Source organism: Halorubrum ezzemoulense, assembly GCF_004126515.1.
GTDB lineage: Archaea > Halobacteriota > Halobacteria > Halobacteriales > Haloferacaceae > Halorubrum > Halorubrum ezzemoulense.
The window spans coordinates 2205755-2228917 of the sequence record NZ_CP034940.1; the positions used below are offsets into that span (position 1 = coordinate 2205755).

The 23163-nt window shown below is 71.5% G+C and carries 25 protein-coding genes and 1 pseudogene; 16 read left to right on the forward strand and 10 right to left on the reverse strand.

What is annotated here, in order from left to right; all coding sequences use genetic code 11:
• Positions 1-28 precede the first annotated feature (28 nt).
• The 3 genes from EO776_RS11090 to EO776_RS11100 all read left to right on the forward strand — a co-directional run bounded on the left by EO776_RS11090 (position 29) and on the right by EO776_RS11100 (position 2284).
• Positions 29-625, forward strand: coding sequence for a metal-dependent hydrolase (locus EO776_RS11090; protein WP_176450665.1), 597 nt, complete (start codon positions 29-31; stop codon positions 623-625).
• Positions 626-722: 97 nt separating this feature from the next.
• Positions 723-1751 (forward strand): thymidylate synthase, encoded by a 1029-nt coding sequence (gene thyA, locus EO776_RS11095; RefSeq protein ID WP_049931586.1) that lies wholly within the window; start codon positions 723-725, stop codon positions 1749-1751.
• The gene (locus EO776_RS11100; protein ID WP_086220069.1) at positions 1751-2284 is read left to right on the forward strand and encodes a dihydrofolate reductase; all 534 of its coding nucleotides are present in this window, start codon (positions 1751-1753) and stop codon (positions 2282-2284) included. The genes thyA and EO776_RS11100 overlap by 1 nt, the downstream gene beginning before the upstream one ends.
• 42 nt (positions 2285-2326) lie before the next feature.
• On the opposite strand, the gene EO776_RS11105 is transcribed toward EO776_RS11100, so the two are convergent.
• A complete protein-coding gene (locus EO776_RS11105; RefSeq protein WP_086215411.1) occupies positions 2327-2743 on the reverse strand; it encodes a thiol-disulfide oxidoreductase DCC family protein in 417 nt (138 codons plus the stop codon).
• A gap of 214 nt (positions 2744-2957) precedes the next feature.
• Between EO776_RS11105 and EO776_RS11110 the strand changes: the two are divergent.
• Together EO776_RS11110 and endA are read left to right on the forward strand one after the other, a co-directional pair.
• Positions 2958-4625, forward strand: a pseudogene (locus EO776_RS11110) (HTTM domain-containing protein).
• A 55-nt stretch (positions 4626-4680) separates the two neighbouring features.
• On the forward strand, positions 4681-5847 hold the full coding sequence (endA, locus tag EO776_RS11115; RefSeq protein WP_094519842.1) for a tRNA-intron lyase: 1167 nt from the start codon (positions 4681-4683) through the stop codon (positions 5845-5847).
• A gap of 96 nt (positions 5848-5943) precedes the next feature.
• On the opposite strand, the gene EO776_RS11120 is transcribed toward endA, so the two are convergent.
• A complete protein-coding gene (locus EO776_RS11120; protein WP_369335233.1) occupies positions 5944-6153 on the reverse strand; it encodes a helix-turn-helix domain-containing protein in 210 nt (69 codons plus the stop codon).
• Between EO776_RS11120 and EO776_RS11125 the strand changes: the two genes are divergently transcribed.
• Entirely contained in the window at positions 6064-6657 is a 594-nt protein-coding gene (locus tag EO776_RS11125) for a P-loop NTPase (protein WP_394346112.1), read from the forward strand. The two genes, EO776_RS11120 and EO776_RS11125, sit on opposite strands and share 90 nt — an antisense overlap.
• 17 nt (positions 6658-6674) lie before the next feature.
• Here the strand turns inward: EO776_RS11125 and EO776_RS11130 are convergent, their stop codons facing one another.
• The gene (locus tag EO776_RS11130; protein WP_086215413.1) at positions 6675-7166 is read right to left on the reverse strand and encodes a hypothetical protein; all 492 of its coding nucleotides are present in this window, start codon (positions 7164-7166) and stop codon (positions 6675-6677) included.
• 130 nt (positions 7167-7296) lie between these two features.
• On the opposite strand from EO776_RS11130, the gene EO776_RS11135 reads away from it, so the two are divergent.
• Positions 7297-7899: an LURP-one-related/scramblase family protein gene (locus tag EO776_RS11135; protein WP_086215414.1), complete on the forward strand. Its 603-nt coding sequence runs from the start codon at positions 7297-7299 to the stop codon at positions 7897-7899.
• Positions 7900-7926: 27 nt separating this feature from the next.
• Here the strand turns inward: EO776_RS11135 and serS are convergent, their stop codons facing one another.
• The 3 genes from serS to EO776_RS11150 form a co-directional block, all read right to left on the reverse strand.
• Positions 7927-9297, reverse strand: a complete 1371-nt coding sequence (gene serS, locus EO776_RS11140; RefSeq protein ID WP_089308137.1) for a serine--tRNA ligase — start codon at positions 9295-9297, stop codon at positions 7927-7929.
• Positions 9298-9388: 91 nt separating this feature from the next.
• Positions 9389-9628, reverse strand: a complete 240-nt coding sequence (locus tag EO776_RS11145; protein ID WP_094519841.1) for a hypothetical protein — start codon at positions 9626-9628, stop codon at positions 9389-9391.
• Positions 9629-9715: 87 nt separating this feature from the next.
• On the reverse strand, positions 9716-10237 hold the full coding sequence (locus EO776_RS11150; protein ID WP_094519840.1) for a hypothetical protein: 522 nt from the start codon (positions 10235-10237) through the stop codon (positions 9716-9718).
• A gap of 127 nt (positions 10238-10364) precedes the next feature.
• Here EO776_RS11150 and EO776_RS11155 point away from each other — a divergent pair, with 127 nt between their 5' ends.
• The 5 genes from EO776_RS11155 to yciH all read left to right on the forward strand — a co-directional run bounded on the left by EO776_RS11155 (position 10365) and on the right by yciH (position 16779).
• Positions 10365-11732 (forward strand): dihydroorotase, encoded by a 1368-nt coding sequence (locus EO776_RS11155; RefSeq protein WP_086220436.1) that lies wholly within the window; start codon positions 10365-10367, stop codon positions 11730-11732.
• Positions 11733-11947: 215 nt separating this feature from the next.
• Positions 11948-12988, forward strand: coding sequence for an AAA family ATPase (locus EO776_RS11160; protein ID WP_086215419.1), 1041 nt, complete (start codon positions 11948-11950; stop codon positions 12986-12988).
• 27 nt (positions 12989-13015) lie between these two features.
• A complete protein-coding gene (locus EO776_RS11165; RefSeq protein ID WP_094519839.1) occupies positions 13016-14158 on the forward strand; it encodes a DUF58 domain-containing protein in 1143 nt (380 codons plus the stop codon).
• Positions 14155-16431, forward strand: coding sequence for a transglutaminase family protein (locus EO776_RS11170; RefSeq protein ID WP_094519838.1), 2277 nt, complete (start codon positions 14155-14157; stop codon positions 16429-16431). Before EO776_RS11165 ends, EO776_RS11170 begins: the two co-directional genes overlap by 4 nt.
• A gap of 54 nt (positions 16432-16485) precedes the next feature.
• Complete coding sequence (yciH, locus tag EO776_RS11175; protein WP_004596695.1) at positions 16486-16779, forward strand: stress response translation initiation inhibitor YciH; 294 nt, start codon at positions 16486-16488, stop codon at positions 16777-16779.
• Positions 16780-16898: 119 nt separating this feature from the next.
• On the opposite strand, the gene EO776_RS11180 is transcribed toward yciH, so the two are convergent.
• Positions 16899-17732 carry a geranylgeranylglycerol-phosphate geranylgeranyltransferase gene (locus EO776_RS11180; RefSeq protein WP_049931599.1) on the reverse strand — a complete coding sequence of 278 codons (834 nt, stop codon included), beginning with the start codon at positions 17730-17732 and terminating at the stop codon, positions 16899-16901.
• 138 nt (positions 17733-17870) lie between these two features.
• Here EO776_RS11180 and EO776_RS11185 point away from each other — a divergent pair, with 138 nt between their 5' ends.
• Positions 17871-18476, forward strand: coding sequence for a helix-turn-helix domain-containing protein (locus EO776_RS11185; RefSeq protein ID WP_049931600.1), 606 nt, complete (start codon positions 17871-17873; stop codon positions 18474-18476).
• 70 nt (positions 18477-18546) lie between these two features.
• Entirely contained in the window at positions 18547-18705 is a 159-nt protein-coding gene (locus EO776_RS18995; protein WP_155120037.1) for a hypothetical protein, read from the forward strand.
• A 21-nt stretch (positions 18706-18726) separates the two neighbouring features.
• Here the strand turns inward: EO776_RS18995 and EO776_RS11190 are convergent, their stop codons facing one another.
• From EO776_RS11190 to fer, 3 genes are all read right to left on the reverse strand, one after another.
• Positions 18727-19962, reverse strand: coding sequence for a TIGR04347 family pseudo-SAM/SPASM protein (locus EO776_RS11190; protein ID WP_094519837.1), 1236 nt, complete (start codon positions 19960-19962; stop codon positions 18727-18729).
• Positions 19959-20354 carry an Htur_1727 family rSAM-partnered candidate RiPP gene (locus EO776_RS11195; RefSeq protein WP_094495534.1) on the reverse strand — a complete coding sequence of 132 codons (396 nt, stop codon included), beginning with the start codon at positions 20352-20354 and terminating at the stop codon, positions 19959-19961. Before EO776_RS11195 ends, EO776_RS11190 begins: the two co-directional genes overlap by 4 nt.
• A 215-nt stretch (positions 20355-20569) precedes the next feature.
• Positions 20570-20959 carry a ferredoxin Fer gene (gene fer / locus EO776_RS11200; RefSeq protein WP_049931604.1) on the reverse strand — a complete coding sequence of 130 codons (390 nt, stop codon included), beginning with the start codon at positions 20957-20959 and terminating at the stop codon, positions 20570-20572.
• Between the two features lie 264 nt (positions 20960-21223).
• Between fer and EO776_RS11205 the strand changes: the two genes are divergently transcribed.
• Complete coding sequence (locus tag EO776_RS11205; protein ID WP_049931605.1) at positions 21224-22093, forward strand: CheF family chemotaxis protein; 870 nt, start codon at positions 21224-21226, stop codon at positions 22091-22093.
• Between the two features lie 79 nt (positions 22094-22172).
• Positions 22173-23087 (forward strand): hypothetical protein, encoded by a 915-nt coding sequence (locus tag EO776_RS11210; RefSeq protein WP_049931606.1) that lies wholly within the window; start codon positions 22173-22175, stop codon positions 23085-23087.
• Positions 23088-23163: the final 76 nt, after the last annotated feature.

Genomic DNA, 23163 nt, shown 5'->3' on the forward strand with positions numbered 1-23163 from the left:
TTTCTGTCGCCTGAGTACGATCACAATGATGCTCCCGACCCACGTGCTGGCGGGGATGCTGCTCGCGACCCCGCTGGCGCTCGTGGCGCCGGAGCTGGCGCCGATCGGGTTCGTCGCCGGCTTTCTCGGCGGCCTCACGCCGGATCTGGACATGTACGTCGGTCACCGGCGGACGCTCCACTACCCGGTGTACTACCCGGTGATCGCGGTGCCGGCGCTGCTCGCGGCGGCGCTGGCGCCGTCACCCGTCACCGTCGGCGCCGCGTTCTTCCTCCTCGGGGCGGCGTTCCACAGCGTCACCGACATGTACGGCGGCGGGCTGGAGCTCCGCCCGTGGGAGGGGAACTCCGACAAGGCGGTGTACGACCACCACCGGGATCGGTGGATCCCGCCGCGCCGCGGCGTCCGCTACGACGGCGCGGTGGAGGACCTCGCGCTCTCCGTCGCAATGTCGGTGCCGCTGTACCTCCTGCTCGACGGGCCGCTCCGACGGCTCGTCGTCGCCACGGTGATCGTCGCCGCCGTGTACGCGGTCCTTCGCCGGCGTCTCGCGGACGCCGCCGCAGTGTTCTTCCCGCTGCTGCCGGCGGTGTTGGACCCGTACGTCCCCGAGCGGTACCGGTGACTGCGGCGGGTTCGATCAACGTTATTAGGTTCCCCGCCCCGTTTCATCCGATATCAGCCCGCGCCGGCGACGGCCGTCCCGGCGCGTCCACCCCACCATGCAACAGTACCTCGATCTCGTCGACGACGCGCTCTCGACGGGCACGTACAAGCCGAACCGGACCGGCGTCGACACCATCGCGACGTTCAGCGGGCAGTACACCGTCGACCTCGCGGAGGGGTTCCCCCTCCTGACGACGAAGAAGATGGACGGCTACCGGTGGAACTCGCTCATCCACGAGGTGCTGTGGTACCTCTCCGGTGAGGAGCACATCCGGAACCTCCGCGAGGAGACGAAGATCTGGGACGCGTGGGCCGACGAGGAGGGGAAGCTCGACACCGCATACGGTCGGTTCTGGCGGCGGTACCCCGTCCCGGAGGCGGCGGCCGAACTCCCCGGCGAGACGTGGCCCGACGACGCGGACCGCTGGGTCACCGTGGAGGAGGACGACGACGGGACGCGGCGGCGCACGTTCGACCAGATTCAGTACGTCCTCGACACGCTCGAAGAGAACCCCCACTCCCGCCGGATGGTCGTGAACGCGTGGCACCCGGCGAACGCCGCCGTCTCGACGCTACCGCCCTGCCACTACACCTTCGTGGTGAACGTCCAAGACGGCCGGCTCAACCTCCACCTGACGCAGCGGTCGGGCGACATCGCGCTCGGCGTCCCGTTCAACATCGCGGCGTACGCGCTGCTTGCGAACGCGCTCGCGCAGCGGACCGGCTTCGAGGTCGGGGAGTTCGGCCACACGGTCGTCGACGCGCACGTCTACTGCGGCCGCGGCGAGCGCGGGAAGTGGTACGCGAACAATCTCCGCTACGTCCAGGAGCGGCTCGCGAACGTCGAGAGCAAGGAGGACTACCTCGACGTGAAAAGCTGGGTCGAGCGCACCGCCCCCGACGAGCCGAACGGGCAGGAGGGGTACGACCACGTGCCCGGCCTGCTCGAACAGCTGTCGCGGACGCCCCGCGACCGCCCGCGGATCGAGATCGCGGACAAGCCGCTGGACGAGCTGACCTACGAGGACGTCGAGGTCGTCGACTACGACTCCGCGGACGGCATCTCGTTCGCGGTCGCGGAGTGATGGCGGGCATGGATTCGAACCCGGACCTCGTCCTCGTCGCCGCCGTCGCCGAGAACCGCGTGATCGGCGACGGCGACGCGATGCCGTGGCACTACCCATCGGACCTGGCACGGTTCAAGCGCCTCACGACCGGCCACCCGGTGATCGTCGGTCGGAAGACGTACGAACGCATCGCCGAGCGCGTCGGCGGCCCGCTCCCCGAGCGGACGAGCGTCGTGTTGACGACCCGCCCCGTCGACGACGGCGACTTCCCCGACGGCGCGGTCGTCGCGCACGACGTCGAGTCGGCGCTCGCGCGGGCGAGAGCGGACGCCGCCGACCGCGGCGTCGACGACGTGTACGTCATCGGCGGCGCGACGGTGTACGAGGCGTACCTCGACCGCGCCGACCGGATGGAGATCACCGAGATCCCCGAGCGCCCCGACGGCGACACGCGGTTTCCGGACTGGGACCGGGAGACGTGGGTCGAGCGCGCCCGCGAGACCGACGACGACCTCGCGTTCGTCACCTACGAGCGGCGCGACGCGGAGTGATCGGCGCGACGCGAAGTGAGCGAGCCGGGGGTAACGCCTCGCTCACTCGATGAACCGCGACTCCACGTCGCCGGTGGGCATCATACACCGGTCCTTCTTCCCGAACCACCGGTATCGGTTGTCGGCGACGAAGTCGTAGACTCGGTCGCGGACCGACTTCGGGACGTAGCGGAACGGCGAGAGCAGCCGGTAGCGGCCGCCGAGCCCCGACGCGATCTCGATGATCGCCGACGACTTCACGTAGCTCTCGCCGTCCTCGATCAGGACGACCGAGTCGAGGTCGTCGCTCGCAAGGTCGTGTTCGGCCAGCAGCGCCTGTCCCACGTCGGACTGGAGCGAGGCGAAGCGGTACTTCCCCTCCGCGTCGCGGGGGACGACGAACTGTACGAACCCGCTACAGAGGTTACAGACGCCGTCGAAGAGGATGACGGCCTCATCGTCGGGGATATCCCCGTCCATCACTCGCGAGCCTACGTCGCCGCCGCAGTTCAGGATTGCGGTGGACCCGGAGCCGGGGTTGCGGTGGCGGCGGAGCGGAAGATTGCGGCGAGCGCAGAAGGGGGATACCGGTTGCCGGGTACCCCGGCGGGCGCCGAGGCGGACGCGGTCCGTCCCGCGCACGGAAAACTTATACAGGTCCCTCGGCCTCTCCAACAAGTTGGAGTCCGACATCATGGCTCGAAGTTCCTCCGTCGCGACCGCCCGATCGCGGTTCCGGACCGTCGTGCGACGGCTTTCGGCGGCGCTCGCCGCGCGGTGTTCGGTGGACCTGCGCGCGCTCGCCGCCTTCCGGATCGGCCTCGGTGCGCTGGTGATCGCCGACCTGATCCGGCGGTCGCGCTCGCTGTCCGCCTTCTACACGGACGACGGCGTGCTCCCGCGGAGCGCGCTGTTCGCCGACTACGGGGAGGTGTACTCCGTCCACGCGCTCGTCGGTGAGCCGTAGGCCGTGGCCCTGCTGTTCGCGCTCGCGGGCGCGTTCGCCCTCGCGCTGCTCGCCGGCTATCGGACGCGGCTCGCGGCGCTCGCCTCGTGGCTGCTGCTGCTCTCGCTCCACGCCCGGAACCCGATGGTGTTGAACTCGGGCGACAGCCTGCTCCGCATGCTGCTCTTCTGGAGCGTCTTCCTCCCGCTCGGCGCCCGCTGGTCGGTCGACGCCCTCAGGCGGGCAGGCGCGGGGACCGACGCGGACGCCGCCGCTGGCGCGGGCGGCTCCGAGAGAGATCCCGGGGCGGACGACGGCGATGAGTCCGCGACAGCCGGGCCGTCCGGGTCCGCCGTGGCGACCGTCGCCACGATGGCGGTCCTGATACAGGTGCTGTTGATGTACGTGACGAACGGCATCCACAAGCGCGGGAGCGACCTCTGGATGGACGGCGAGGCGGTCGCGTACATCATGCAGGCGGACCACTTCACCTACCTGCTGGGGAACCACCTCGCCGAGTTCACCGGCCTGCTCCGCGGTCTCACGGTCCTGTGGATCGCGCTCCTGTTCGCCTCCCCGCTGCTGATCCTGCTCACGGGGATCCCGCGCGCCGCGATCGCCTCGCTGTTCGTCGGGATGCACCTCGGCATGGCGGTCACGATGCCGATCGGCCTCTTCCCCATCGTCGTCGTCGTCGGCTTCGTGCCGTTCTTCCAGACCCCGGTCTGGGACGCCGCGGAGCGCGCCGTGGATCGGTTCGGCCCGCCGGCGGCCCTCGAACGGTGGCGCGCGCGCCTCGAGTCCGTCGGAGAGTCGCTCGCCTCGCTCGACGCGTCGATACCCCGACCGACGCCGAGCGGCGCCGTCGCCGGCCTCCGCGCGCGAGTCGGACGCGGACGACCGCTCCTCTCGACGGTCGTGCCGTACGTCTTCCTCGTGCTGATCGTCCTCTCGAGCGCCCAGGCGGTCGGCTACGCCGAGACGCCAGACCCGGCCGAAAACGCCCTCGAAACCGTCGAGATGGACCAACACTGGCGGATGTTCGCACCGGATCCCACCCGCACGACCCGGTGGTTCGTGACGGTCGGCACCCTCGCCGACGGGACCGAGCGAGACGTGTTGCGCGACTCGCCCGTGGAGTTCGACCGGCCGACGCGCGCGGAGGCCACCTACCGGAGCGCGCGCTGGCGGAAGTACCTCGGCAACGTCGCGTCGACGGACAACGAGAACCACCGGTTGTACCTCGCGAACTACCTCTGTGAGGACTGGAACCGGACCCGCGAGACGGCCGTGGAAAACGTCACGATCCACCAGCAGTACGAGCGGACCGACCCCTACAACGGGAGCGTGGTGGCCGCGAACGGGTTCGAGCTGATCGAGTACGACTGCTCGGGCGAGTTCATCCAAGACGAGTGACCGGCCCCGACCGCCGACCGCAACCCCCTTCCCTCGCCCGGCCGCCGTGACGGGTATGCAACCGACGGGACACCTGCGGAGCGACGCGGTCCGCGTGGGCGGGGACGCCCGCCAGCGCTTCTACGACGCCCGGGGGTACGGGCGGCCGCTCGACGGCAACGAGATCGCGCTCTCGCGGGTCGAGGCCGCCCACCTCCTGTTCCGCGGCGACCTCTCCGGGATCGAACTCGGGGGCGACGCGGCGGGCGTGTCGGGCGGCGACCCCGTCGGCTTCGAGCGCTTCTTCGTCGCGAGCGCGGCCGCCGCCGACCGCTTCGCGGTGCGGTTCCTCGTCTACTCCGACCTCCGCGACCGCGGCTTCTACCTCTCGCCCGCCCGCGAGCCGTGGCCCGGGGGGAGCGACGCGCCGGGAGACGCGGTCGACTTCGTCGCCTACGAGCGCGGCGAGACGCCCGACACGGGCAAGGTCAAGTACCCCATTCGGGTCGTCGGCGAGCGGGAGTCCGTCGCGGCCGCGGGGCTCGCGGGCCGCACCCTCGCGGTCGTCGACGAGGAGTCCGACATCACCTACTTCGCGGCCGAGGGCGGCGCGGTCGACGGCGCGACCGACTACGAGCCCCCCGCCGACCTGAGCGGCGTCCTCCTCGCCGACCGCGTCGTCGTCTGGGACGCCCCCGAGGGGTTGTACGAGCGCGGCTTCTACGGCCGCCCGCTCACCGGACGGGCCGCAGACGTCGAGGGCGCGCTCCAGCTCTCTCTCGTCGAGGCCGCGTCGCTGGTCGCGGACGGCCGGCTGGCGCTGTCCACGTCGGTCGGAGACGAGGGGGGTGTTGCCGGCGACGACGCCGCCCGGATCGTTGCCCGCGGCCGCGAGGTGGAGGGGGACCGCTTCGACCGCCGGCTCGCGGTGTACGAGCGCCTCCGCGGTGCCGACGCGGTGCCGAAGACCGGCTTCAAGTTCGGCGCCGACTTCCGGACGTACCTCGACGTGGAGACGGTCGAGGACCTGCCCCACTCCGAACACCTGGTGCGCGTCGTCGAGGCCGACCACCGGTTCTCGCCGCGCGAGCTCTCGCTCGACGTGCGGCTCGCCGGCGGCGTCCGCAAGGAGATGGTGTTCGCGGTGACGTCGGTCGGCGGCGGCGGACGCGGCGCGCGCGCGGCGGACTGGGTCCGCGCCGCCGACGTGGAGTGGGTCTCGGTCGACCGACTGACGCCGTAGCCGACCGGCACCGGAGTTGAGGGATACCGCAGCCGACCGTCTCGCGGCCGACCGATCACCGCCCCGTGGCCGACCGGTCACCGCTCCGCGGGCCGTTCACGACACCGTCACAGTGTCGTCGAACAGCGCGGCGAACAGCTTGTTTTCGGCCGCGCGGAGGTGCTGCGTGAACGTCGTCTGCGAGATGTCCATCATCGACGCCACCTCCTCTCCGGTGTGCTCGCGGGGCCACTCGAAGAACCCGGCGAAGTGCGCGGTGCGCGCCGCTTCGCGCTGCCGGTCGGTCAGCTCGGACCGGTCGCGCAGAACACGCTCACCGACCTCTTCGAGGACGTGTCGTGGGGGCAGCTCGACTACCTCGTGGTGGACCTGCCGCCGGGGACGGGCGACGTCCAGTTGACGGTGCTTCAGAACCTCCCCGTGATGGGGACAGTCGTCGTCACGACGCCGCAGTCCGTCGCCGTGGGCGACACCCGTCGAGGCGTTCAGATGTTCGGGGAGTACCGGACGAACGTGTTGGGCGTCGTCGAGAACATGAGCGGGTTCGTCTGCCCGAGCTGCGGGGACAGACACGAGATATTCGGCGAGGACGGGGGGCGGACGCTCGCCGAGTCGGTCGACGTCCCGTACCTCAAATCGCTGCCGCTGGACCCGGCCGTCCGCGCGGGAGGCGACGACGGTGAGCCGATCGTCTCCGACGGCGACGGCGAGGCCGCGGCGGCGTTCCGGGACCTGGCGGCCGCGGTCGCGAACAAGGTCGGCGTCCTCCGGCGTCACCACCGACAGCGGGAGAGCGAAGAGGCGGTCTGAGCGGCGCGCGCCGCCGTTCACGCCTCGATCTCGAAGGGGATCACGTAGGTCCTGTTGTTCGACCCGAGCGAGAAGACGTACTCGCCCGGCCGGTCGAGCACCGCGTCGCGCCGGTCGGACGCGTCCGACGCGGTCGGGTCGTAGCGGAGCGCCCACGTCCGCGTCTCGTCGGGGGCCAGTTCGATCACGGTCAGGTTGTACGTTCCCGCCGGCGCGTTCGCCGCCGCCCGCCACTCGGGGGCCCCCGAGTCGGCGGCGTTCCGGAAGACGACCCACCGGTCCGGATTGATCGGGACCGGCTCGTCGCCCACGTTCGTGGCGACGACGCGGACGGTCTCCCCGTCCCGATCGAGGGACAGCGAGAGCCCGCCCGTCCGCTGGTCGGGACACACCGGATCGTCGACCCGTTCGCCGTCCGGTCCTATCGCGGGGCAGCCCGGAGCGCCGCCCGACAGGCAGCCGGCGAGGACGACGAGACACGCGACCGCGACGAGGGCGAGTCGAGACATTACCGTCACGACGGTGCGCCGTTTCAAAAGGGGTCTCGGAGGCTACGACGATCGCTTGAGCTACCGACCGGCCGCGGGCGCCGCGGAGAGAGCAGGAAGCTTTTTCCGGCGGTGACGCGCGTCGACACCCATGGTCGACCCCTCCACGTTCCCCGCCGAGTCGAGCGCGTACGACATCTCAACGGTGGACCTCAGCGACGACCGATACGAGGTCACGCAGTCGCTGGTCCGCAACAAGTACGCCGTCACCGACAGCGCCGGCGATGTCGTCCTGCGCGGGAAACAGAAGATGTTCAAGCTGAAAGAGGAGTTCCCGTTCGTCACGGCCGACGGCGAGGACGCCTTCTCGGTGAAGGCCGGCGGCATCATGGACGTCGCGGGCAACTACGCGATCACCGACGCGGGCACCGGCGAGGAGGTCGTCGTCTTGGACGAGGACCTCTCGCTTCTCGTCGAGAACTGGACGATTCGCGACCCCGACACCGGCGAGGCGCTGGCGACGATCCGGTCGAAAAACAAGGTGCTGTCCGCGCTCCGGCACCTCGTCGGCCCCGCGAACCTGATCCCGAACAAGTACGAGATATTCGACGCCGACGGCGGCCACGTCGGCGACATCGCGGGGCAGTTCTCGATGCGCGACGCCTACACGGTCACCATCGACGACGCGAGCGGCGTGCCGAAGGAGGCGGTGATCGCCGCCGCGTGTATCCTCGACGCCCTAGAGAACAAGTAGCGGCCGCGACCGAGGGGACGGCGCCGGCTACTCCCCGCCCAGCTTCGACTCGCCGACCGCGTCGTGACCGTCGATGACCTCGGTGCCGCCCATGTACGGGCGGAGCGCCTCCGGGACGGTGACGGTGCCGTCGTCGTTCTGGTAGTACTCTAGGATCGCGACGACAATCCGCGGGACCGCGAGCCCCGAGCCGTTCAGGGTGTGGAGGTACTCCGCCGACTCGTGGTGCTCCTCGCGGTACTGGATCCCGGCGCGGCGCGCCTGAAAATCCTCGAAGTTGGAGACCGAGGAGACCTCCAGCCAGCGGCCTCCCTGCTCCGGGCCCTCGTCCATGTCGTCCGCGGGTGCCCACACCTCAACGTCGTACTTTTTCGCCTGCGTGAACCCGAGGTCACCGGTACACATCTCCAAGATACGGTACGGCAGTTCGAGGCGGCGGAGCACCTCCTCGGCCTCGTCGACGAGCCCCTCGAAGCGCTCGTCGCTCTCCTCGGGCCGGACGAAGTTCACCATCTCCACCTTGTTGAACTGGTGGACGCGGACGATACCGCGCGTCTCGGTGCCGTGTTCGCCCGCCTCCTGTCGGAAGTTGGGCGTGTACGCCTGGTACTTCAGCGGGAGGTCCTCGCCGAGGAGGATCTCGTCGCGGTGGAGGTTCGTGACCGGCACCTCCGCGGTCGGGAGCAGCCAGAGGTCGTCGTCGTCGTAGTCGTCCTCGTTCGACCCTTCGACGCGGTAGGCGTCCTCGGTGAACTTCGGGAGTTGCCCGGTGCCGCGCATCGACTCGGAGTTGACGGGGATCGGCGGGAACACGTCCTCGTACCCCTGCTCGCGGTGGACGTCGAGCATGAACTGGATCAGGGCGTGTTCGAGGCGCGCGCCGTCGCCCTTCGCGACGTAGAACCCGCCGCCGGCGACCTTCGCGCCGCGCTCGAAGTCGAGGATCTCGAGGTCCTCACCGAGGTCGTAGTGCGGCTCCACGTCGGCGGGGACCTCGCGGTGGTCGTCGAACCCCTCGCGGCGCACCTCGACGTTCTCCGACTCGTCCGCGCCGACCGGCACGGAGTCTTGGGGGATCTGGGGCAGTTCGAGCAGCGACGCCTCCAGTTCGCGCTCCAGTTCGTCGGCGCGCGCCTCGACCTCCTGGAGCTCCGACTTGAGCTCCTGGGAGCGCTCGATCGCCTCCTGGGCCGCCTCCTCCTCGCCGGCGGCTTTCAGCTCGCCGATCGTCGAGGAGACCTCGTTGCGCTCGTGGCGCAGGTCGTCGCCGCGCTGTTTCAGCTTCCGCCACTCCTCGTCGACGTCGAGTATCCGGTCGAGGTCGACGTCGACGCCCTTGTTGTCGAGCGCCTCGCGGACGACCTCGGGGTTCTCCCGGACGAACTGTCGAGACAGCATTTGTCGGGAGTTCCGCGGGGCGACCCAAAACCGTATCGGAGCGTCGTCACCGCGTGACAAGGATTCGGGCCGGGGCGCGGAACCGCGGGCCTCAGGGGGTGAACGAGAACGTACCGAACGCCATCAGGAGGGCGAGCGCGGCGACGACGACGCCCATCACGCGCATCATCAGGATCCGCGTGTCGCTCGGTTCGATCCGCCCCGTCGATCCGTCTGGCGAGCGGGTCTGCCAGCTCGTCATCTTTCGCGGGAACGCCGCCATCGCCAGCGCGCCGGCGCTAACGAGGAGGGGGACGGCAACGAAGAACAGCCGGAATGGTGCGGGGAGCATGCGCGGTGGAGTCTCGACGCGAGGCAACAAAGTGTTATGGAATCGGGAGGTCCCGCGGAGTCGGGGCGCCCGGTTCGCGCGTCGCCGTCAGTACCCGCCCGGTAACGCCATCCCGACGGCGAGCGCGGCGAGCGGCACGGCGGCGACGACCGCGTACCAGAGGCCGGCGGCGCCGAGGAGGAGCCACGTCCCGACGCCGTATCCCGTCGGGTCCCAGTCGACCCCGAACCGCGGCAGCCCGGCGACCGCGGCCGCGGGGGCGACGAGGCCGACGAGGACGCCGCCGAGAAGCGCCGTTGAGAGGAACCCCGAACTCCACGCGGGCCCCGCCTCGCCGGCGCGCGCCACCGTGAGGCCGACCCCGACGAGGTACGGGACGGAGAGCCCGACCGCGACCGCAAGGTACGAGGGGAGGACCCGCCCCGCCGGGGGAAGCGCCTCGAACAGCGCCCGGAGGCGCGACGCCGCGAGGAACGGCGCGCACAGTCCCGCGGCGACGAGCCCGGGGAAGCCCAGCAGCGCGAGCGTCCACAGCCAGCCGACGACCGAATCGACGACCGCGGGAGCGAGGGAGAGCGGAACCGACGGAGCGGGGACGGGCGAGACCATGCGCGAGACGAGCCGCCGCGGGCGGCAAACCTCTTGTGGTGACCTGCGAGGCGTCGCCGTCGCGGTCGGCCGGCGGCCGCCCGGAACCACCAGCGTTTATCCCGCTCGCCGCGACCGGCCGACAACGATGCTCATCACGGGCGCGACGCTGGCCGACGGCCGGGTGCGAGACGTGCGTATCGGCGACGACGGACGGATCGACGCGGTCGCCGAGGGGCTCGGCGCCGACGGCGGCGAGCGCGTCCTCGAAGCCCGCGGGAGGCACCTCCTGCCGGGCGCTGTCGATGTCCACGTCCACTTCCGGGAGCCCGGCGGGGGGCACAAGGAGACGTGGACCTCCGGGTCCGAGAGCGCGGCCGCCGGCGGGGTCACGACCGTCGTCGACCAGCCGAACACCTCGCCCCCGACGGTCGACGGCGCGGCGTTCGACGAGAAGGCCGCGCTCGCGGCCGACTCGCTCGTCGACTACGGGATCAACGGCGGCGTGACCCCCGACTGGGACCCCGAGGAGCTGTTCGATCGGCGACTCTTCGCGCTCGGCGAGGTGTTCCTCGCGGACTCGACCGGCGACATGGGGATCGACGCCGACCTGTTCGCCGACGCGCTCGACGAGGCGAGCGCCCGCGACGTGCCGGTCACGGTCCACGCCGAGGACGCGACGCTGTTCGACGACGGCGCGCTCAACGGCGACCTCGGCGGGGTCGGCACGGCCGCGACCGCCAACGCGTGGTCCGCCTATCGGACGGCCGACGCCGAGGTCGCCGCGGTCGAGCGCGCGCTCGCGACGGCCGCGGAGCGCGACGCCCAACTCCACGTCGCGCACACCTCGACGCCAGAGGCGGTCGACGCGGTGACGGAGGCCCGCGAGGGCGGGTCGGGAGCCGACGAGGACGGGGGCGACGCCGACACCGCACTGGTCACCTGCGAGGTGACGCCGCACCACCTCTACCTCTCCCGCGAGCGGGCGCGGTCGCTCGGCACGTTCGGGCGGATGAACCCGCCCCTCCGGTCGGAAGAGCGCCGCGAGGCACTGTTCGCCCGGCTCGCCGCGGGCGACGTCGACGTGGTCGCGACCGACCACGCGCCTCACACGGTCGAGGAGAAGCGGCGGGGACTCGTCGACGCGCCGAGCGGCGTGCCGGGCGTGGAGACGCTGTACCCCCTGCTCCTGGAGTCGGCGCGGACGGGCGAACTGTCGCTCGAACGCGTCCGGAACGTGGTCGCCGCGAACCCGGCCGAGATATTCGGCCTCGACCGGAAGGGGCGGGTCGCGGCGGGGCGCGACGCCGACCTCGTCCTCGTCGACATCGCCGACCCCCGCGAGATCGAGGCCGCCGCGCTCCACAGCGCCCCCGCGTGGACCCCATTCGAGGGGCTCCGCGGGGTCTTCCCCGAGGTGACGCTCGTCCGCGGCGAGGTCGTCTACGAACGCGACCCGGCGACGGGGGCGGCGTCGTTCGGCGAGCCCGTCGGGCGGAACGTCAGGGAGTCGTAATCGCGGGGAATCGAAGGGAATCGCGGAGCGCTGTGCGGAAACGGCGCGTCCGGGCGATCGACGGCCGAGACGCCGAAATCGGCCGCGACGGCGGATCGGGGGCGGCGGAACGCATATGCCGTTGCTCGCCTTAGCCGGTGTATATCGATGACCACGGGGAGCATTCGCACGGTCGCCTCGGGGCGGGAGCCCGACCTGGACGAGGTCGGCCGGACATGACCGACCCCGGAGAGTCCGGGCCGGTCGGGACGGGTCCCGCGGGGTCGGCCGACGCGGAATCGAGCGACGCCGAGGCCGCGGGAGCGACGACCGGGGCCGGCGCGGGGAGCGGACCGGAGACCCCCGCGGACGTCGCCACGCTCGCGGACCGCATCGTCGAGGAGGTCGAGGACGTGATCGTCGGCAAGCGAGGCGCGGTCGAACACGTCCTCGTCACCGTGCTGGCGCGCGGCCACCTGCTCGTGGAGGACGTGCCGGGCGTCGGGAAAACGACGCTCGCGAAGTCGGTCGCGCGCTCGATCGACGGCTCGTTCAAGCGCGTCCAGTTCACCCCCGACCTCCTTCCCTCCGACGTCACCGGCGTCAACGTGTTCAACCGCCGCACTGACGAGTTCGACTTCCAGCCCGGTCCGGTGTTCGCGAACGTCGTGCTGGGCGACGAGATCAACCGCGCCCCGCCGAAGACGCAGTCGGCGCTCTTGGAGGCGATGGAGGAGAACCAGGTGACGACCGACGGGACCACCCGCGAGCTGCCGGACCCGTTCTGCGTGATCGCGACCCAGAACGACGTGGAGCCGGGACAGACGTACGAGCTTCCGGTCGCGGAGGTCGACCGGTTCACGAAGAAGATCCGGCTCGGCTACCCGGACACCGAGGAGGAGGCCGCGATCCTCGGGCGGCTCACCGGCGACCACCCGGTCGACTCGGTCGAGCCGGTCGCGACGATCGCGGACGTGCGGGCGGCCCGCCGGGTCGTCGGCGAGGTCGAGGCCTCGGAGGCGGTCCGGGAGTACGTGGCCCGGCTCGCGGTGTTCACCCGGCGGAACGCGAAGCTCGGGGCGAGCCCGCGCGGGAGCCTCGCGCTGATCCGCGCGTCGCAGGCCCGCGCCGCGCTCGACGGCCGCGGGTACGTGATCCCGGACGACGTTCAGACCGAGGCGCCGACGGTGCTCTCGCATCGGGTCCGGACCGAGTCGGGCGGGACCGACGGCGCGGACGTCGTCAGCGACGCGCTCGACCGGATTCGCGTGGAGTGACCCGCCCATGACGCCCCCCTCGCGCCGATGACGCCAGCGCTCACCCGACGAGGGCGCGTCGCCGGCGTCGTCGGCCTCGTCGCAGCCGCCAGCGCGTTCGCAGCAGGCGGCCGCGCCTTAGACGCGATCGTGATCCCGGTCGCCATCGCGCTCGCGGCCGGCTACGTCCAAGTGTTGCGGGTCGACGTGCCCGCGGTCCGCCACGTGGCGCCCGCCGACGGATTCGTCGGGGAGACGCGGGAGGTCCGCCTGGAGTTCGGACCCGACGCGGTCGGGGGCGGCGACGCCTCCCCGTCGTTCCTCGCCGACGTGTCTGTCCGGGTAGACGAGGGGCTCGACGGGCCGACGGCGCCGATCCGAGCGTCCGTCGGCACTGAGCCGGTGTCGTACCGCGTGACGTACCGCGAGCGCGGCGAGCGGACCCTCGGACCGATCGACCTCACTGTGACCGACGTGTTCGGCCTCTTCGAGCGCGAACTGGTCGTCGACGAGACCGACGCCGTGACGGTGTACCCGCCCCGCGACCCGATGCCGACGCGGTTCCGGCGGGCGCTGTACGCGGCCGACGCGGTCGACGTGAGCCGGCAACGGGAGGAGTTCGACCGGCTCCGCGAGTACACCCGTGGCGACGCGGTCCGCGACGTCCACTGGGCGACGACCGCCAAGCGAGACGAGATCGTCGTCAAGGAGTTCGCGGCCGAGACCGCGCGGAACCGGGTGACGATCGCGGGCGGGACAGACGTCGGCAGCGGGAAGGAACGACCGGTGTTTGCCGGTATCGACCACGGCGACACCGACCGGGCCGCGAGCGCGGTCGCGGCCGACGAGCTCGCCCGGGCGACGGTGAGTCTCGCGCTGGCGCTGCTCGACGACGGGGTCCCGGTCGACGTGCGGCTCCCCGGCGGTCGCGTCTCGGCGGCACCGGGCGGCCGCGGTCGACGAGAGGTGCTGGAGCTGGCGGCGGTGACCGGCCCGGGAGCTGTGGCCGACGACGAGGCCGACGTGACGATCGTCGCCGGGGCGGACGGCGCCCGGTTCCGCACGGGCGACCGGGCGGTCTCCTTCGCGGACCTGCGCCGCGAGGCCGAGGAGGAGGGCACGCCGACCGGAGCCCACGGCCCGCGCCGAGCCGAGAGCGCGGCGGACCCCGGGGAGGTGGCGTCGCCGTGAGCCGCGGTTCGTCGCTCCGGGAACCCCGTTCACCGGGCGAGCCGACCGACGGCGACGGGCGGCTCGCCGACGCGGCGGTCGTCGGCGTCGCGGTCGTCACCGCGGCGTACCTCGCCGTGTTCTTCCAAATAACGAACGTCGTCGGCGGGACGGGACGGACCGCCGGCGTCGTCGCGCTCGCCGGCCTCGGCGGCGTCGCGCTGGCGCGGGCCGTCGGCGAGCGGACCGCGCTGTGGCTGGCCGGCCTCCTCCTCGCCGCGGGGCTCGCCGCCTACGTCCTCGCGATCCCCGAGAGCCGGCGAGCGCTGTTCACGGCGCGGAGCGTCACCTTGGACCTCCTCGCGCTGTCGACCGGGCTCTCCGTGTTGCGGCTGGCGCTCGCGGACGTCTGGGTGCTCGCGGTGGCGCCGGTGCCGACGTTCCTCGTCGGCTACTTCGTCGGGCGCGGGCGACACGTCGCGGCCGCGTCGGTCGCGGGAGGGACGCTCGGCTTCCTCGTGTTGACCGGCGACGCCGAGACGGGAGCCGCGGTCGCCGGGGTCGTCGGCCTGGCGCTCGCCGTCGGCCTCGCGACGCTCTCGACGCCGAGCCGGCGCCGCGGCCACGCGGGGACGTTCGCCGTGGTGGTCGCCGCGATGGTCGTCGCGAGCGCGACCGTCACCGTGATCCCGGCGGGGGCGGCGGCCCCGCTGGGGCTCGACCGCGGGACGACGACGTTAGAGTCGAGCCTGAGCGGCGACGACGAGCTGGACGTCGTCGGATCGACGCGGCTCTCGCCGGAGGTGCGGTACACGATCGAGAGCCCGGTTGAGCGGAACTGGCACACCGGCGCGTACGACACCTACACCGGCGATGGGTGGGTGCGGAGCGGCGAGCGGTCAGCGGTCAACGGCTCGCTGTCGGGCCCGCCGGGCGCGAGCGACCTCGTCGAGACGCGGATCACCTCGGAGGCCGAGTCGACCGCGCTGCCGGCGCCGTGGAAGCCGGTCTCGGCTCTGGGCGGCGGCGCGGTCGAGGTCGACGAGCGGGGGAGCCTCCGGCTCGCGGAGCCGCTCGAACCGGGCGACGGGGCGGTCGTCCGGAGCCGCGTGCTCGACGCAGACCCCGCGGCGCTCCGGAACGCCAGCGACGACTACCCCACGGCCATCGAGGAGCGGTACACGCAGCTGCCCGAGAGCACGCCCGGGCGGGTCGGCGACCGAACAGAGGAGATCGTCGCTGCCGCGGGCGCGGAGTCGCCGTACGAGCAGGCGGCCGCGGTCGAGGCGTACCTCCGCTCGGAGTACGAGTACACGCTGACCGTCGAGGAGCCCGAGGGAGACGTGGCGGACGCGTTCCTCTTCGAGATGGACGCCGGGTACTGCGTGTACTTCGCGACGACGATGGCGGCGATGCTCCGGTCGCAGGGGATCCCGGCGCGCTTCGAGACCGGCTACACCCCGGGCCAGCGGGTGGGCGACGACGAGTACGTCGTCCGGGGACAGAACGCCCACGCGTGGGTGTCGATCTACGTGCCGGACCACGGCTGGGTGGCGTTCGACCCGACCCCGTCCGGGCCGCGCGACGAGACGCGGGCGACCCGGCTCGCGGAGGCGCGCGCCGACGGGGCGGAGAACGTCGACACGGACGCGTCCGTCCCGGACCGGACGCCGGACCCCGAACCGAACCAGACCGACGCGGAGACGACCGACGACGCGCCGAGCGGGGGGACGAACGACTCGACGGTCGGGAACGCGAGCGGCGGCGGCGCGGTCGGTCCCACCGACATCGCGCGGCTCGACGGGACCCGGACCGGAACCATTCCGGCGGCGGCCACGCGGTCGGCGAGGGGATCCGAGGCGGACGGGAGCGACGGCGGCCCGCTCGGGTCGCTCCCCGACCCGGAGACCGCGCTCTACTGGCTGCTCGTCGCGGGGCTCGGCGTCGCGGGGGTCCGCCGGACGGGACTCGCGGGACGAGTTCACCGTCGGATCGGTCCGGCGCTCCCGCGGCGGCGGCGCGATCCGAGGGCGGACGCCGAGCGCGCGTTCGGGGACCTCGAACGGCTGTTGGCCGGGCGCTACCGCGAGCGGCGCCCGGGGGAGACGCCGCGGAGCTACGTCGACGCGGTCCGGACGCTCGGCGCGGACGAGCGCGTCGAGACCGTCGCCGCCGCGTACGAGCGCGCCGCGTACGCCGGGTCGGTGACGCGCGCCGAGGCCGACGAGGCCCGGCGAGCCGTGCGCCGGCTCGCGCTCGAACGGCTGCCGCTCGTCGGGCGGTTCGTCCGCTGAACGGGGGGCTTCCCGACACTATTTAATATGGGCATCCTGTAGACTCAGGCTGTAATGTCGGAAGTCTGCTCGACGTGCGGACTGCCCCAGGAACTCTGCGTCTGCGAGGACGTCGCGAAAGAGTCCCAGCAGATCAGCATCCGCATCGACGAGCGCAGGTACGGTAAGGAGGTAACGGTCATCGAAGGATTCGACCCGAAGGACGTGGACCTGAGTTCCCTCTCGTCGGATCTCAAGTCGAAGTTCGCCTGCGGGGGCACCGTCGAAGACGGCGCCATCGAACTCCAGGGGAACCACTCGGGTCGCGTGGAGGACTTCCTCCGCGACAAGGGCTTCAACGTCGCGTGACCGTCACCTGACCGTCCGCCGTCGAGCGTCGGTTCGAACCGCAGTCGGCTCTCGTTTTTACCATGAGTCGCGTCCGGGAGCGACGGCACCGTCGACTCACGCGGCCGGAACGGACCGTCTCAGGCGACTACCGCGGCGCGGCCGACGACGAACGCCACCGCCGCGAGGAAGGTTCCGTACTTAAATCGGCGCTGCGCGGCGGCCGGGTCGGCGAAGCCCTCGTAGGCGGCGTACAGCATGACCGCGTCGGCGACCGCGACGACCGCGAGGTACGCCGCGCCGAGCGTCCCGGAGAGGTACGGTAGCGGGCTGACGGTCACGGCGACGCCGAGCGCGGCCGCGCCGATCCACAGCGCGCGGCGCTCGCCGACCGCGATGGGGAGCGTCGCGAGCCCCTCCTCGCGGTCGCCCGCCACGTCCTCGACGTCTTTGATCACCTCGCGGGTGAACGTCGAGAGACCGGCGAGCGCGGCGAGGACGAGGACCGCGCGCGGGTTCCCGACCGCGGCGCCGCCGAACAGGAACGTCGAGCCGACGAGGTAGGCGACCAGAGCGTTGCCGAGCCCGGGCGTACCCTTGAAGACGCTCGTGTAGGTGACGAGCGCGACGAGGTTCACCGCGGCGATGCCGATCGCGAGGGTCGGGAGTCGGACCGCGAACGCGACCGCGACCGCGAACCAGAGCGCGGCGGTCGCCAGCGCGGTCCGCGGCGAGACGGCGCCACGGGGGATCGGCCGGCCGGGGCTGTTGACGGCGTCGATCTCGCGGTCGAAGTAGTCGTTGATCGCGTTGCCCGCGGCGACCGCGAAGACGGTCGTCGCGGCCGCCAGCGCGGTCGGGAGGGCGGCGCCGCCCGCGCCCGCGACGAACGCGCCGGTGGCCGTGAGCCCCCCGGCGGCGACGCAGTTGCCGAGGCGCGCGAGCTCGACGATACCGCGGAGCGCGTCTCGCACGTCGTCCGCCTACTCCCGGCCGCGAGGAATAAACGGTGTGGGATCGGTCGCGCTACGCCGCCGGCCCGGCTCGGGTCGTCCAACCGGTCCGCGGGAATCCGCCGAAAAGTAAAACCGGCGCTGCCCGTACCGGCTGTCATGTCCGACGCCGCCGTCAGCGGGGACCGCCGCCTGCGGGTCGACCTCGACGTCGACCTCGTCGACGACAGCGGGTGTCCGATCGTCACCGAAGCCACCGAGGCCGCCGGGGTAGCTGTCAACGCCGTCGGCGAGGAGTGCGTCGTCGACGTGACGACGCCCGACGGCGACGTGCGCCGTGGGACAGGCGAAGTGAGCGAGGACTGCCTCTGTCACGCCTTCTCCCGGCTCGGCTACGCCCCGCACTTCCGGCGCGTCGAGGACGGGACGATCCTCGTGACCGCGTACGTCGACGACCGCGACGCCGTGCGCCGACTGGTCGAGGAGCTCCGCGAGGTCGTCGACCGGGTGCGGCTCGTCCGGCTCGCGGTCGTGGAGGGCCCCGACGCGACCGAGCAGGTCACCTTCGACCTCTCCGCGCTGACGCCGAAACAGCGCCGCGGCCTCGAACTCGCGGTCGTCCGCGGCTACTTCGACGACGACCGCGACGTGCGCCTGAGCGACCTCGCGGACGAGCTCGGGATCAGCAAGTCGGCGCTCTCACAGCGGCTCCGCACTGCGCAGGCGAAGCTGGTGACCGACGTCTTCGACGGCGTCGAAGGGTGAGCGCGGTCCTCTTGAAGGGATACACACGTGAAGCGGGACGCGGAGGTGGCGTCGACGCGTCGGGCCGGGTATGACCGACGACGAGCCACCGGTTCCCGAACCGGCCCGAGACGACGCCACCGTCGAACTCGTGCGCGACGCCATCGGCGTCGCGCGCGGCGAGGTGCCCGCGGAGCGGTTCTCGACGAAGTACGGCACGGGGATCGAGTCGGACGGCGGCCCGGAGTAAAGCCCACCGCCGGACGGCGACTCAGTCGTCCGCGGGCGCGGACCGGTCGGGGCCGTCGATCCGTGCGAAGGCCTCCTCGCCAGCGCGCTCCGACTCCGTGAGATAGCACTTCGGGTCGGGCGCGAACGGGTCGCCGTGCGCGGAGAGCGCCCGGAGCCGCGAGCCGCCGCGACAGATCGACTGGTACGCGCAGTCGGCGCACCGCCCGGAGAGGTGTTCCTCCCGCTCGCGGAGCCCGGAAAGGAGCGGGTTCGACTCGTCGGACCAGATCGCGCCGAACGAGCGGTCACGGACGTTCCCGGGCGAGTACCCCTGCCAGAACTGCGTCAGGTGGACGTTGCCGACGGGGTCGACGTCGGCGACGCGCTCGCCGGTCGGGTCGCCCCCGTTGCGTTCGAGGTACCGGTAGATGAGCCGGGCGCGATCCTTCCCCATCTCGCGGTCGGCGTACTCGACCAGGTGGCCCGCATCGGCGTAGTTGCCGACGAGCAGGGTCTCTATCTCCTCGCCCCGGTCGTGGTACTCGCGGGTGAGGTCACAGAGGTCGGTGACCGCCTTCCGGGTGGCCTCCGGGGAGAGGTCGACGTCGGAGATGTCGGCGCCGCGGCCGCCGTAATCGAGGTGGTAGAAGCAGAAGCGGTCGACGCCCACGTCGGCGAGCAGGTCGACGACGCCCGCGAGGTCGTCGACGTTGTGCTCGGTGATCGTGTACCGCAGTCCGGTCTTGAGCCCCACGTCGAGGCAGGCCTCGATCCCGCGCACGGCGGCGTCGAACGCGCCCTCCTCGCCCCGGATGCGGTCGTTGCGCTCGGGGAGTCCGTCGACCGAGACGCCGGCGTACTTGAGGCCGGCCTCCTTCAGTTCGCGGGCGCGCTCCCGGGTGAGGAGCGTGCCGTTCGTCGAGAGCACCGGCCGGATTCCGCTGTTGTCGGCGTACGCGACCAGCTCGGTGAGGTCCTCGCGGACGAGGGGCTCGCCGCCGGAGAAGAGGAGGACCGGGACGCCGAACTCGGCGAGGTCGTCGATGAGCGCCTTCCCCTCCGCGGTGGAGAGCTCGTTCGGCGCGCCCGCCTCGTCGGCGCCGGCGTAGCAGTGCTCGCAGTAGAGGTTACACCGCTTCGTGGTGTTCCAGACGACGACCGGACGCTGCTGTACCTCCTCGGTGATCTGCGGCTTCTTCGAGCCGTCGGCCGCGTCGTAGCGGAGCCCGTCGCTCTCGGCGTCGAGCCCGCAGAGCAGCTTGCTGACGGATATCATCGCTGGTCCCCCGCGTCGTCGGCGTCGACCGCGTCGGCCGGGGGCGCGCCGCCGCAGGAGACGGTCGGCGTCCCCTCCGTCTCCTCGTAAACGCGCGGTTCGTCGGCGTCCCCGTCGCCAGCGTCGCTCTCTCCGGCCTCCGTCCCGTCGTCCGCGAGCGACCCGGCGGAAAACCGGGAAACCTCTGCGGCCGGGCACACCCACACGTCGCGGGCGTACCACGCGAAGAGCTTGCTCGCCTCCTCGTGGGCGGCGTCCGGCGTCGGGGCGGCGACGGTTCCGACGTGGCGGAGCGGGTCCGACTCCGCCTCGCGGACGAACACCTCGAAGCGGCGACCGTCGGCCGACCGCGGCCCGTTCGCGCCCTCGCTTCGGTCCGTCTTCTCGACCATACCCCACCGTACGGACGGTTCCCCGAACGGGGTTTCGCGCGTTCCCACGGCCGCGAAATTCGACCGAACGGGTTCGGGCGAGACGGTAACGCGGAGGGGTCGCCGTCCGAGTCGAGCGACGGCGGCAGACCTGCCGCTCCCGGCTCCGAGAGGATCGAGGACCGCGTACGCCGCGATCCCGTGTGAGAGCGGCCGTTACCGAAGGAGAAACCCGATCAGATGACGCGGTTCTGCAGGTAGTCGAGGTGTTTCGCGTTGTAGACGATCTTGACCTCGTCGGTGGCCGGGCTCCCGATACAGGTGAGCCGGACGTTCTTCTCCTCGACCTCCTCGTCGGAGAGGATCTGCTGCATGTCCATCTCGATGTCACCTTCCTTGACGATGGACGCGCAGTTCGCGCACGCGCCGGCGCGGCACGAGAAGGGCCAGTCGTAGCCTTGCGCCTCGGCCGATTCGAGGATGTATTCGCCCTGGTTCACTTCGAGGGTGCCGTAGTCCTCTTCGTCGAGGCCGGCGTCTGCGGCCTCCTCGAAGAGATTATCGTCGTCCATCGACCAGCCGTGGTCGTCGAGCACTTCGTAGTTGAGGTATTCTACTGTGGGCATCACCTGACGGTTTGGTGCCCACCTCATTAGGCTTTGCTGTTCCCCGTCCGCCGCCGCCGAGACGAGAGCCCGACGACCGAACGAGTTCGCTTCCGCGGCCGAACGAGTTCGGCACGTTCCGTCGCCTCGTCCGGGGATCGGGGCGTCGTCGATCGGCCGGGTTCCTCACCGCCGGCGACCTCCGTCCGATCACGTGACTGCGCGTTATCGCGACTGATACGAGGTGAGTAACAATAAATAGCGTACGACGCGCAGAACGTACCGATGGAGGAGTCCGTCGTCGCCGACTTCGTGGGCCGCGTTCACGCGGCGAGCCTGTCCGCCGACGAGCCGGCGACCGGTCGCGTCCTGTTGAGCCAGCGACGGCTGGTCCTCGCGACCGACGACGGCAAGGAGACGATCCCCCTCTCGCGGGTGTTCGACGTCGTCGTCGGGAGCGTCCCCGGCGACCTGCGCTCGTTCTTCAACGACAGCGTCACCGTCGCGTACGAGCGCGACGGGTCGCGGCGCTCGGCGCTCGTGGAAGGCGAACCCGACGACATGGACAAGTTCGTCAGGCTGCTGTTCACGTCCCTGTTGCGGAACGTCACCGTGACGGTGCGACACCCAGCGAAGGTCGGCGGCCGCGTCACGGACGCGACCGACCACCGCGCCTCGGTGTCGGTGTCGCCGGGCGAGATACGGTTCAACAACTGTCCGGACCCGTTCACGGTCGACCTCTCTTCGGTGATCGACTACGAGCGGACGGACCGCACCCTCGGCGGGAAGAAGCGCCCCGCGCTCGTCTTCGAACACGTCGTCGACGACCAGACGGTCACGTCGATCACGACCGTGCCGAACGAGCGCGCGCTCAACATCCTCGGCCGGTACATCAAGATCGAGTACGACGAGGCGATGGAGGACTTGGAGTCCTTCGACCCGACCGAAGAGCAGCTGGAGATCCTCGTCTCTATCTACTCCGCGGGCGGCGAGGCGAACATCGCGGACGTCGTCACCGGCGATGTCGCCCAGACGTCGATGATCCTCGACACGCTCCGAGAGGAGGACCTCGTCGCCGACGGCGACAGCGGGACCACGCTCACCCGCAAGGGACAGATGATCGTGAGCTCGTACCTCGAATCCGTCAACGCCTGAGCGCCGCACGCGGACTTTGGGCCGGACGCGGCGCGCGCTCGGGGGAAGTTTCATAGTCGTGTACCCGTAGGTATCTCTCATGCGAGACAGCAACCACCCCGGCGGCGAGTCGCCGCTCGACGCCGTGGTCCGCGAACGGGGACTCGACGCGCCCGACGGGGCGGGGAAGCCCGATCCGACCGGGGACTCGACGTGTCCGGGCGACGCCGGCGGTTCGGGGCCGCGAGTCGCCCGCGTGCCGGAGAGCCACACCCACGACACGTTCTCTGTCGAGGGGATCGAGACCGACCGCCGCGAGGGGTTACTGGAGACGGTCCTGCGCGACGTCGACGGCGTCAGCGCCGCCTCGGCAACGCGGCGCAACGGGACCGTCGGCGTCCACCACGACCCGTCGCTCTCGCGGGACGCGCTCCGCGGGGAGCTCGAATCCTGCGGCCTCGTCGTCGCGCCCGGCGACGAGGCGTTCGAGTCCCGGCGCGCCTCGCAGTTCGCGTCGGCGCGCGTCGCGGTCGCGACCCTGTTCGGCCTGATGGTCGCGACGCCGTACATCGCAGTGCTGTACCCGACCCGGGTCGAGTGGCTGTTCTACGACCCGGTGACCGTCCAGTACCTTCAGTCGATCCTCGACTCGCAGATGACGACGCACTTCTTCATCAACCTCGGCGCGCTCTCGGGGCTCGCGTTCCTCGTCGCCTGCGGCCCGACGATCCGTCGCGCGGCCGCGGCGGTGCGCGACGGTGAGTTCACCAACGAGGTCGCGTTCGTCGGGGGGGTCGCCGCCCTCTACGGCTACAGCACGCTCACCGCGTTCACCGGGCTGGAGGGCGCGGTCCACTACGACCTGGTCGCGTACGCGGTCGTCGTCGCGACCTTCTGGACGCAGTTCGGCGTCACGGACACCGCGGTCGATCCCGCGTCGCGCGGCGAGTCCGCCGCGGAGCCGGCCGACGCCGACGCGGACGAACCGGTCGCGATGACCGACGGCGGGCGCTGACGCGTCACGGCGGTCGTCACTTTTACTCTCGCGCGCCGGTCCCGCTCTCGACCGTCGCCGGTTCCGCTCGCTGACC

Bases quoted from the DNA above. Each gene is read 5' to 3' on its own strand.
- EO776_RS11090 (WP_176450665.1), top strand. From the start codon at position 29: ATGCTCCCGACCCACGTGCTGGCGGGGATGCTGCTCGCGACCCCGCTG.
- thyA (WP_049931586.1), top strand. From the start codon at position 723: ATGCAACAGTACCTCGATCTCGTCGACGACGCGCTCTCGACGGGCACG.
- EO776_RS11100 (WP_086220069.1), top strand. From the start codon at position 1,751: ATGGCGGGCATGGATTCGAACCCGGACCTCGTCCTCGTCGCCGCCGTC.
- EO776_RS11105 (WP_086215411.1), bottom strand. From the start codon at position 2,743: ATGGACGGGGATATCCCCGACGATGAGGCCGTCATCCTCTTCGACGGC.
- endA (WP_094519842.1), top strand. From the start codon at position 4,681: ATGCAACCGACGGGACACCTGCGGAGCGACGCGGTCCGCGTGGGCGGG.
- EO776_RS11130 (WP_086215413.1), bottom strand. From the start codon at position 7,166: ATGTCTCGACTCGCCCTCGTCGCGGTCGCGTGTCTCGTCGTCCTCGCC.
- EO776_RS11135 (WP_086215414.1), top strand. From the start codon at position 7,297: ATGGTCGACCCCTCCACGTTCCCCGCCGAGTCGAGCGCGTACGACATC.
- serS (WP_089308137.1), bottom strand. From the start codon at position 9,297: ATGCTGTCTCGACAGTTCGTCCGGGAGAACCCCGAGGTCGTCCGCGAG.
- EO776_RS11145 (WP_094519841.1), bottom strand. From the start codon at position 9,628: ATGCTCCCCGCACCATTCCGGCTGTTCTTCGTTGCCGTCCCCCTCCTC.
- EO776_RS11150 (WP_094519840.1), bottom strand. From the start codon at position 10,237: ATGGTCTCGCCCGTCCCCGCTCCGTCGGTTCCGCTCTCCCTCGCTCCC.
- EO776_RS11155 (WP_086220436.1), top strand. From the start codon at position 10,365: ATGCTCATCACGGGCGCGACGCTGGCCGACGGCCGGGTGCGAGACGTG.
- EO776_RS11160 (WP_086215419.1), top strand. From the start codon at position 11,948: ATGACCGACCCCGGAGAGTCCGGGCCGGTCGGGACGGGTCCCGCGGGG.
- EO776_RS11165 (WP_094519839.1), top strand. From the start codon at position 13,016: ATGACGCCAGCGCTCACCCGACGAGGGCGCGTCGCCGGCGTCGTCGGC.
- yciH (WP_004596695.1), top strand. From the start codon at position 16,486: ATGTCGGAAGTCTGCTCGACGTGCGGACTGCCCCAGGAACTCTGCGTC.
- EO776_RS11185 (WP_049931600.1), top strand. From the start codon at position 17,871: ATGTCCGACGCCGCCGTCAGCGGGGACCGCCGCCTGCGGGTCGACCTC.
- EO776_RS18995 (WP_155120037.1), top strand. From the start codon at position 18,547: ATGACCGACGACGAGCCACCGGTTCCCGAACCGGCCCGAGACGACGCC.
- EO776_RS11190 (WP_094519837.1), bottom strand. From the start codon at position 19,962: ATGATATCCGTCAGCAAGCTGCTCTGCGGGCTCGACGCCGAGAGCGAC.
- EO776_RS11195 (WP_094495534.1), bottom strand. From the start codon at position 20,354: ATGGTCGAGAAGACGGACCGAAGCGAGGGCGCGAACGGGCCGCGGTCG.
- fer (WP_049931604.1), bottom strand. From the start codon at position 20,959: ATGCCCACAGTAGAATACCTCAACTACGAAGTGCTCGACGACCACGGC.
- EO776_RS11205 (WP_049931605.1), top strand. From the start codon at position 21,224: ATGGAGGAGTCCGTCGTCGCCGACTTCGTGGGCCGCGTTCACGCGGCG.
- EO776_RS11210 (WP_049931606.1), top strand. From the start codon at position 22,173: ATGCGAGACAGCAACCACCCCGGCGGCGAGTCGCCGCTCGACGCCGTG.